This is a genomic window from Roseobacter sp. (assembly GCF_039970775.1).
In the GTDB taxonomy this organism is placed as follows: Bacteria; Pseudomonadota; Alphaproteobacteria; order Rhodobacterales; family Rhodobacteraceae; genus Roseobacter.
This window is the reverse complement of sequence record NZ_JBDVLG010000019.1, coordinates 141857-151295: the sequence shown is the minus strand read 5'-3', so window position 1 is coordinate 151295 and position 9439 is coordinate 141857. Positions and strand designations below refer to the sequence as shown.

General features: G+C 54.3%; 7 protein-coding genes and 3 pseudogenes. 9 read left to right on the top strand and 1 reads right to left on the bottom strand.

Features of this window, described 5'->3' with window-relative positions:
- Nucleotides 1-587: 587 nt before the first annotated feature.
- The 3 genes and pseudogenes from ABJH13_RS04100 to ABJH13_RS04090 all read left to right on the top strand — a co-directional run.
- A pseudogene (locus ABJH13_RS04100) lies at nucleotides 588-707 on the top strand (IS6 family transposase); the annotation flags it as partial.
- A 3-nt stretch (nucleotides 708-710) separates the two neighbouring features.
- Nucleotides 711-1043, top strand: coding sequence for a DDE-type integrase/transposase/recombinase (locus tag ABJH13_RS04095; protein ID WP_348404944.1), 333 nt, complete (start codon nucleotides 711-713; stop codon nucleotides 1041-1043).
- 197 nt (nucleotides 1044-1240) lie between these two features.
- Nucleotides 1241-2101: pseudogene (locus ABJH13_RS04090) on the top strand (IS5 family transposase).
- 129 nt (nucleotides 2102-2230) lie between these two features.
- On the opposite strand, the pseudogene ABJH13_RS04085 reads toward ABJH13_RS04090, so the two are convergent.
- A pseudogene (locus ABJH13_RS04085) lies at nucleotides 2231-2865 on the bottom strand (IS6 family transposase); the annotation flags it as partial.
- A 236-nt stretch (nucleotides 2866-3101) separates the two neighbouring features.
- Between ABJH13_RS04085 and ABJH13_RS04080 the strand changes: the two are divergent.
- From ABJH13_RS04080 to ABJH13_RS04055, 6 genes are read left to right on the top strand one after another with little or no spacing between them, the layout of a single operon-like run.
- Nucleotides 3102-4163, top strand: a complete 1062-nt coding sequence (locus tag ABJH13_RS04080; protein ID WP_348404940.1) for a dipeptidase — start codon at nucleotides 3102-3104, stop codon at nucleotides 4161-4163.
- Between the two features lie 47 nt (nucleotides 4164-4210).
- Nucleotides 4211-5806 (top strand): ABC transporter substrate-binding protein, encoded by a 1596-nt coding sequence (locus ABJH13_RS04075; protein ID WP_348404939.1) that lies wholly within the window; start codon nucleotides 4211-4213, stop codon nucleotides 5804-5806.
- Nucleotides 5807-5839: 33 nt separating this feature from the next.
- Complete coding sequence (locus ABJH13_RS04070) at nucleotides 5840-6859, top strand: ABC transporter permease (protein ID WP_348404938.1); 1020 nt, start codon at nucleotides 5840-5842, stop codon at nucleotides 6857-6859.
- On the top strand, nucleotides 6860-7768 hold the full coding sequence (locus ABJH13_RS04065) for an ABC transporter permease (protein ID WP_348404937.1): 909 nt from the start codon (nucleotides 6860-6862) through the stop codon (nucleotides 7766-7768).
- On the top strand, nucleotides 7768-8625 hold the full coding sequence (locus tag ABJH13_RS04060; RefSeq protein WP_348404943.1) for an ABC transporter ATP-binding protein: 858 nt from the start codon (nucleotides 7768-7770) through the stop codon (nucleotides 8623-8625). Before ABJH13_RS04065 ends, ABJH13_RS04060 begins: the two co-directional genes overlap by 1 nt.
- Entirely contained in the window at nucleotides 8622-9359 is a 738-nt protein-coding gene (locus tag ABJH13_RS04055) for an ABC transporter ATP-binding protein (protein ID WP_348404936.1), read from the top strand. Before ABJH13_RS04060 ends, ABJH13_RS04055 begins: the two co-directional genes overlap by 4 nt.
- Nucleotides 9360-9439: the final 80 nt, after the last annotated feature.

The following is a 9439-nucleotide window of genomic DNA, read 5'->3' as shown; positions in this document are numbered from 1 at the left end:
CCAGCTTCCTGTTCTTTGATCATCGAAATGATCTGTTCGTCTGTGAATCGTGCCTTCATTTGTCCCTCCTTTTGTTGAGCGGACTCTACACAAATCTGGAGGAGTTTTAGGGGCGCAGGTCAGTTCTCATAAAGACAGGCTTGGAAGCAAAGGTGCTCGCCAATTGCGTCAAAGAGAAAGTCTATAACACATCGCGTGTGCGCGGTGACCCTATGGAAGAGGATTCTATCTTTTCGCCAACGCCATTCTCAGGTGTTCAACTAGGCCCCCCAGTTTTCGAAGAGTTTTCTCAGCGAGAGGCGATCGTCATGAAACTCGTCTATGACCCGAGAATGGAAAGAGTGCAATCCAGACAAGACACTGAGCGCATCGCAAGCCAAATCATCGGAGCGCAATGCAGGTGACCGGTACCGTAAACTTAATGCGCTTCCGCAACCGATGTGCGACTTGAATGCACGATCAGTTCCAATCGCACTTCGCTTTATCGCCGCCACCGTTTTCCGCCGGATGTGATCGCCTATGCGGTGTGGCGGCGTTGTTGCGTTAATCTAGTTTTGTTAAAGTGAGCCTCGCGAAAGAACCCTATCATGCCTTGCAAACAACGGTTCAAACGTCATCAATTTCCGGCTGCAGTTATCCTGTGTGCGGTGCGGATTTATCTGCGATGTCCGTTATCCTACCAAGACGTCGTTGATCTGCTGGCAGAATGGGTGCGCTTGCATCGACCTGTATCCATCTGCACAGACAAGGCCCCGACTTATCGCAAGGTGATCCGCGAGATCAATCACGCTTATGATCCCCACTTTGACTCCATCACGCACATCGACCGCAAGTATCTCAACAACCGCATTGAGAGTGACCATGCTGCATTGAAAAGGTTGTTTGGTTACCGCCAGATTTTCCGATCATTGCGATCTGCGAAGGCAACGCCAGCGGGGATGGAGACGATAAGGACAATCAAGAGAGGGCACATTCACAACAAGAAACCAGGCGTCCGAGGCGAGATTGCATTCATGCATGAGATCTTTCAGGTGGCTGTCTAAAATTAGCATTCAGTCGTATAATCGTGCCTCACGCACTTTAATGCAACACTCCCATCGTCGCTAAGCATGGTCCTCTTTTTGAGGAAGGTCGCGCACCAAAGGAGAATGACAAATTGGAGTGTGCAGCTACGATCCTGAGGGTGTTGTTGCACAGATCACCCGTCTTCTGATATCGGCGCGGTGATCTGACAATCTGAATTGGTGAGGATGCAATTAGTTCATGGGCTGCGCCTCGGCGTGTTACCCGTGGTGGGCAGCGCAAATATTCGGATCTGGCGATTGAAGTGTGCCTGACGCTCGGCACGGTGTTCGGCCAGCCATTGCGCCAGACGCAAAGCTTGATGCGTTCGATTGCAAAGCTGCTCGGAGTTGAACTCGCGGTGCCTGATTTCTCCAGCTTGTCGCGGCGGGGTAGCAGTCTGAAGTTACCTGCAAAGCTAAGGATCGATGGCCGAGCACCGATCCATTTGGCAGTGGACAGTACTGGCCTTAAGATCTTTGGCGCGGGCGAATGGCTTGAAGAAAAGCACAAAATCAAGCGCAAACGGCGCTCTTGGCGTAAGCTCCACCTTGGCCTCGATCTTGTCAGCGGCCAGATCGTCTGCTCTGACTTGACCACGGATGACATCGGCGATCCAAGGGCCCTGCCCGGACTGTTGGAGCAAATCGACGGTAAGGTTAAGAAGTTTCTAGCGGATGGTGCCTAAGATGGAGAACCAACATCTGACGTGCTTGCCGCCCGGTTCGGATTGATGATCAAGGTCACGGTCCCACCTCCCGGAAACGCGACCCTGAGCCCCAATGTGGCCGAAAATCCGATGGCACGGGACTGTCGTATCGCCGTGATCGCAACCCGCGGGCGGATGGCATGGCAGAAAGCCACTGGCTACAATCAACGCAGTCGAGTTGAAACTCTCATGGGTCGCTGGAAGGCTATTATCGGGCCCAAGCTAAAAGCGCGCAACTTAGAAAATCAGAAAACAGAAGCCAAGATTGGCGTCCGGATCTTTAACCGGATGACTGGACTTGGCCACCCAAGTTTCGAACGCACCGCCTGAATTCCGTCTCGGGGAGGGCGCGTTCCAAGCTGCGGATGATCGATGCAACAACGCCGAGGTTGAGCAAGAGTGTGGGCTGGGCACACTTATGCTGCGAGGGCCGTGAACTGCTGGAATGCTTGCTTGATCTAACTGACCTTTGCGGATCATGTGCGTGGTTTCAATCCCCGCGAGCGTTGCGGCGGCAGAATGGAAGGCTTTGAATCCGAGCATTGGCCGTGTGATCCGCTTGATGAAACGATGATCCTGTTTAATTACATTATTGAGATATTTGGATTGAATGATATCGATGATCCGACCAGCACCCGTAAATTGAAGGATGATATTTAGACTTTTCAAACCTGCCAGATTAGCGCCGATCTTGTCGATGGCAATGCGATCGGGAGCACCGTTGGCGGCAACGGCACGCTTGAAAAACCTTCGTGCAGCAGCGGTATCGCGGTGCTCAGACAGCATGAAATCAAGGGTTTGGCCGTTTCGATCAACCGCACGGTAGTGGTGCAACCATTTCCCCGAACTTTGATATAGGTCTCATCCATCCGCGAGGAGATGGATGACGGTTTCTTTCTGGCCTGAGCATTTCCGGCGATCAGCGGCGAGAACTTCACCACCCAGCGGTTCAGCGTGGCATGGTCGACATCGACGCCACGCTCGGCCATGATTTCCTCAAGGTCTCGATACGAGACTGCGTAGCGGACATAGAAAAACACAGCGTACAGGATCACAGACTTTGGATAATTTCTGCCCTTGAAATCAATGCTCATGTTTGGGCACTCGCCTTCAAAATCAAGGGCCCGCTGCTAACATCGTCCTGCATTCCCATCAAATAGCAAAAACTTTGCGACAGAACCCGTGAACGGCGATTGGCGCGGCATGATGATCCTCCAAAACGTCAAACCTCGCCAACCAGACCGAATAATGCAACAGTCTCCCCTATTTGTATGGAACATAAGAATTTATTGTTTAAGCTGCGATGCGAAAGCTGAGGGGAGTCTTGCTTTTGCGCAATCTCACACAACCGGTCATTTTTGACGGGCACAACGATGTTTTACTCGAGCTCTACCTTGCTGGTGGCCTGACATCGGTGCCCGATTTCCTTGAGGGGCGCGATGGAGCGATCGATATACCATCGGCCAAAACGGGCGGCTTTGGCGGTGGGTTCTTTGCGGTTTTTGTTCCCTCGCCAAAGGATCTTGGCGTAAATTTCGCAGAAATGACCAAGCCCACGTATGATTTACCGCTGCCTGTTCAGATTGATTGGGAAGACGCATTTCCCGTCGTGATGGCGCAGGCCGCAATTCTGTTCGAGCTTGAGAAACAAGGCGCTGTGGTGATCTGTCGGACTGCGGCCCAGATTAAGGATGCGCTGTCGAAAGACAAAATAGCGGCTGTGTTTCACATTGAAGGCGCGGAAGCCATTGATCCCGATTTCCATACCCTTGACGTTCTTCATCAAGCCGGGCTTCGATCCCTTGGGCCCGTTTGGAGCAGACCAACACTCTACGGTCATGGCGTCCCATTTCGGTATCCAAGTGACGGTGATATCGGCCCTGGGCTGACCGATCACGGAGTACGCCTTATCAGGCGGTGCAACGAATTAGGTGTCATGGTCGACCTATCGCACCTCAATGAGGCAGGGTTTTGGGACGTTGCGCGTCACTCGACCAAACCTTTGGTGGCAACCCACTCAAATGCCCATGCTGTGTGCGCTCATTCGCGCAACCTGACGGATAAACAACTGGCCGCGATCCGCGAAAGTGATGGAATGGTGGGGTTGAATTTCGCAGTGGCCTTTTTGCGCGTTGACGGGAAAATGCTACCCGATGTTCCGTTGGAGCAAATGTTAAAACATCTCGATCACCTGATCGAGCATTTGGGCGAGGACCGTGTCGGTTTTGGCTCTGATTACGATGGGGCAATTGTACCGGAGGCGCTTACCTCTTGTGCAGGGTTGCCCGAATTAAGGCACGCGATGGCAAAGCATGGCTACAACGACGCGTTGATGTCTAAACTTTGGCACGGAAACTGGCTGCGTGTGCTGGAAAAAACTTGGGGGGAATAACCTCTTATGCCAGATATTTTTACAACGAAACAGGAGAGGTTCTTAACATGAACGCATTTAGCAGATTATTGACCAGCGCGGCGATTGGCGTTGCAGTCAGTATGACGTCCTTTGCAGCGGTTGCGGAAACGCCAGCCAACATGCTGGTGATCGCCCACCGGATTGATGACGTCACAACAGTTGATCCAGCCGAAAGCTTTGAATTTGCAGGCGGCGACATCAGCCGCAATGTCTACAGCCGGTTGGTCACTCTTGACCCCAATGATTTGGCCGCGGGCTACAAGCCGGACTTGGCGGAATCTTGGGACGTGTCCGAAGACGGCAAAACGATTACCTTTACCATACGTGAAGGCGTGAAATTCCACTCAGGAAACCCTGTGACGGCAGAAGATGCCGCCTTTTCGATGCAGCGTGCTGTTATCTTGAACAAGACGCCCGCATTCATCCTGACCCAGTTCGGATTTACGCCAGACAACGTAGCCGAAACGATCAAGGCTGACGGCAACACGTTGACGATCACAACGGACAAAAAATATGCGACGTCCTTCGTGCTTAACTGCCTGACAGCGACCATCGGCGGTATCGTTGACAAGGCAACCGTCATGGCCAACGAAGTCGATGGCGACATGGGCAACGCCTGGCTGAAAACCAACTCGGCTGGCTCTGGCCCCTACAAGCTAGACAGCTGGAAGCCGAATGAGAGCGTTACGTTGACCTCAAACCCTGACTACTACGCAGGGGCGCCAGCCATGGAACGCGTGATTGTGCGCCACGTGCTTGAAAGTGCCTCGCAGCGTCTGCTGCTGGAGCGCGGCGATATCGACATCGCGCGCAACCTGAACCCCGAAGACATCGCCGGGGCGTCTGGCACGGACGGCGTTGTGATCGCAGACGAGCTGAAGGGCCGCCTGATGTATATGGCGTTAAACCAGAAACATCCTGAGCTCAGCAAACCCGAAGTGCGTCAGGCGTTCAAACACCTGATCGACTACGAAGGCATGCGCGACAGCTTTCTGAAAGGTCAATATACGATCCACCAGAACTTCTTGCCTGCCACGTATCTCGGCGCGTCTGAAGAGAACCCGTTTAGCTTTGACATCGAAAAAGCCAAAGAGCTTTTGGCAGCGGCTGGTGTCGAAGGGCTCGAGATCGAAGTCGGTGTTCGCGAAGCACAAGAGCGTATCGAAATTGGTCAGGCCTTCCAGAATGCGGCTGCTCAGGCTGGCATCAAGGTCAACATTACCGTGGGCACCGCCAAACAAATTCTCGCCCGCTACCGCGCGCGTGAGCTCGACGTTTATTTGGGGGCTTGGGGGCCGGACTATCCCGATCCGCAAACCAATGCGGGCACCTTCGCCTATAATCCCGACAATTCGGATGCGGCCAATGCCACGGGCTTGCTTGCATGGCGGACGGGCTGGGATGCAGGTGGTCTGACCGAAAAGGTCGACGCTGCTGTGACCGAAGGCGACCGCGAGAAACGGGTGCAGATGTATCTGGATATCCAAGCGGAGTTTCGCGAAATTTCACCTTTTCTGGTGATGTTCCAGCAAATCGAGCAATCCGCCCTACGCGACAATGTCACCGACTGGTCCACGGGCCAGGCTGTGACTGATGCGGCCTACTGGCAGGTTACCAAGTAAGTGGCCTCTGTTGATAATCATGGGGAGGGGCGCATGTCCCTCCCACCTTGGATAAAGACGATAGCCCTGACCCTTGGCTCCGTTGCGGTGACCATGTTGGGGTTGCTCTTCATCACATTCATTATCGGCCGCGTCATGCCGATTGACCCCGTTCTGGCTATCGTCGGCGAACGGGCGTCGCAATCTACCTATGACGCCGTATTTTTAGAGATGGGCTTGGACAAGCCGCTTTTCGTGCAATTCCTCTACTACCTCTGGGATGTGGTACAGCTGGACTTTGGTACCTCGCTTTTGAACGCGCGCCCGGTATCCGAGGACATCGCTCGGGTTTTCCCGGCCACCCTCGAGCTTGCAACGCTGGGCATCACCATCGGCATCGTGCTGGGCGTGCCATTGGGTGTACTCGCGGCCGTGAAGAAAGGATCGTGGGTTGATCAGATTGCCCGCGTTTTGGCACTGGTTGGCTATTCCATGCCGATTTTCTGGCTAGGTCTCATGGGGCTTTTGGTCTTTTATGGCATTCTGGGTTGGGTCGGCGGCCCGGGTCGCGTTGGCATCTTTTACGTGGACGTCGTCCCAAGCGTCACAGGCCTGATCCTTGTTGACGCAACACTGGACGGCAACTGGGACGTCTTCAAGGACGCGTTCAGCCATATCATATTGCCTGCCTCGCTGCTGGGATACTTCTCGCTGGCCTATATCTCACGCATGACGCGCTCATTCATGTTGGAACAGTTGAGCGCCGAATATGTGACAACGGCGCGCGTCAAAGGCATGTCAGAATGGGATGTCGTCTGGAAGCATGCGTTCAAAAATATCCGTGTGCAGCTGATCACAGTCATCGCGCTAAGCTATGCTAACTTACTCGAAGGCTCCGTGCTAACCGAGATCATTTTCTCATGGCCCGGTATCGGCAGCTACATCACCACAGCGTTGTTGAGCGCTGATATGAATGCGGTGCTTGGCGGTACTGTGGTCGTTGGTTTGATCTTTATCTTACTGAATATCTTTTCGGACTTGCTCTATAAAGTCTTCGACCCGAGAGCGAAATAAATGACAGATCAATCCCTACGCGCGTGGCTCTTGTCTGACACGCCCACCTCTCGACGTCACGCCAAACTATCGGCCTTGTACCAAGGCTGGCTGTCGTTTCGATCCAACACTATGGCGATGATCGGGCTATGTATCCTCGTGGCGCTTGTTGTCGTTGCGGCAGCGGCCCCGATCATATCGCCCCATGATCCCTTCGTTCAGGACCTGGGCAATCGCCTTGCGCCTCTGGGGACAGAAGGGCACATTTTCGGAACCGACAGTCTTGGCCGCGATATCCTGTCACGCCTCATCTACGGAGCACGGATTACGCTCTATATCGTCGCTTTGGTGGCGATGATCGCCCCTATCGTGGGCCTACTGGTTGGAACGGTCTCGGGGTATATCGGCGGCTGGTTCGATATTATTCTGATGCGCATCACAGATATCTTCTTGGCCTTCCCCCGACTTGTTCTGGCACTGGCCTTTGTCGCCGCTCTGGGCGCAGGCATTGAGAACGCGGTTCTCGCTATCTCGCTGACCGCCTGGCCGCCTTATGCCCGGATCGCGCGCGCAGAAACGCTGACAATCCGTTCGTCCGACTACATCAGCGCGATCCAACTGCAAGGGGCCGGTGCGCTTCGCATTATCACCAAACACATCTGGCCGCTTTGTGTCTCGTCGCTGATTGTGCGTGTGACGCTTGATATGGCGGGCATCATTTTAGCCGCTGCTGGACTTGGCTTCCTTGGTCTTGGCGCGCAACCTCCCAGCCCGGAATGGGGAACAATGATTTCCGAAGGGCGCAGGTTTATTTTGGACTATTGGTGGGTCGCGACCATGCCCGGATTGGCCATTTTTACCGTTTCGCTTGCCTTTAACCTGCTGGGTGACGGCCTGCGTGATGTTCTTGACCCGAAGGCGGGCGAATGATGGAAAACTTGCTCGACGTCGAAAACCTGTGGGTTAAGTTTCCGACCCGCCAAGGCGTCTTTGATGCCGTGCGCGGGGTCTCTTTCACTCTGGGGCGCGAGCGTCTTGGGATCGTTGGCGAAAGCGGATCCGGCAAATCTATGACCGGCCGTGCCATCCTGCGCCTGATCCGCCCGCCCGGAATTGTGCAGGCCGATCACATCAATCTGGATGGCGTGAATTTGCTTGAGAAATCAGAACGGGACATGCGTGCGGTGCGTGGCCAGCGGATATCAATGGTCATGCAAGACCCCAAATTCTCGCTCAACCCTGTCACCACGATTGGGGATCAGATCATTGAGGGGTATCGGCTGCACAACAAGGTCTCAAAAGCGGCGGCGCACGCCAAGGCGGTCGAAATGCTCAACGCCGTATCAATCCGCGACGCGGAGCGTGTCATGCGCGCCTATCCGCACGAAATGTCAGGGGGCATGGGGCAACGGATCATGATTGCAATGATGTTGATCCCAAACCCAGAGATCTTGATCGCGGACGAGCCGACTTCCGCCTTAGATGTGTCGGTTCAGCGACAAGTGCTTGATATTATGGACGGGCTGGTAAAGGAACGCGGCATGGGGTTGATTTTTATCAGCCATGATCTGAACCTCGTAGCGGATTTCTGTGACCGCGTCCTGATCATGTACGCCGGGCGCATCGTCGAGGTCTGCGCGGCTGACAAACTGCACGAGGCCAAACATCCTTACACACGCGGTTTGCTCAACTCTCTCCCCCGGCTGAGTGTCCCGCGTGACCGTTTAGAGGTGCTCAAACGCGACCCTGATTGGTCGGCAGTGCCAAGTGTGAGTGGCCGCATATGAGCATGCTTGAGATCGAAGCCCTGAACGTCTGGTTCGGCAAATCGCGCAACCGCGTGGACGCTGTAAAAGGCGCGACCTTTACGGTGGCGCAGGGGGAAAGTTTCGGGCTTGTGGGCGAAAGCGGGTCTGGGAAATCCACAATTTTGCGTGCGGTCACAGGGCTTGCGCCCACGTGGTCGGGCGGTATTTCGGTTGCCGGTGCGAAAGTGATCAAAAAGCGCCCGAAGTCGTTTTTCAAGACGGTGCAGATGGTCTTCCAGGATCCTTATGCATCGTTGCATCCACGGCATTCTGTGGATCAGGTCTTGGGCGAAACCTTGCACCTGCATGGCTTTCGCAGCATTGACGACCGAGTTGTCAAACTACTCGATGATGTGGGGCTAGGGCAAAAATTCCGGTTCCGGTATCCGCACCAACTATCAGGCGGGCAACGACAACGGGTGGCCATCGCACGCGCGCTCGCGCCTGAACCAAAGTTACTCTTGTTGGACGAGCCGACATCGGCGCTTGATGTTTCGGTGCAGGCAGAAATTCTAAATCTGTTGGCGGACCTGCGTGAAGAACACAAACTCACCTATTTGATGGTTTCGCATGATCTATCTGTCGTGGGTCACATGTGTGACAGGCTGGCAGTCATGAAAGACGGGGAGATTGTCGAGATTATGGATGTCGCCGCCCTGCGCGCGCTGCAGGCCACGCATCCGTATTCGCAACAATTGCTGCAAGCCTCATAACGGTGTTATCATATTAACTAGCGATTTGTGAAAGTTCTGTCGCAAAGGTTTCGCGATTGGTTGGACTGGTTTGCGCATGG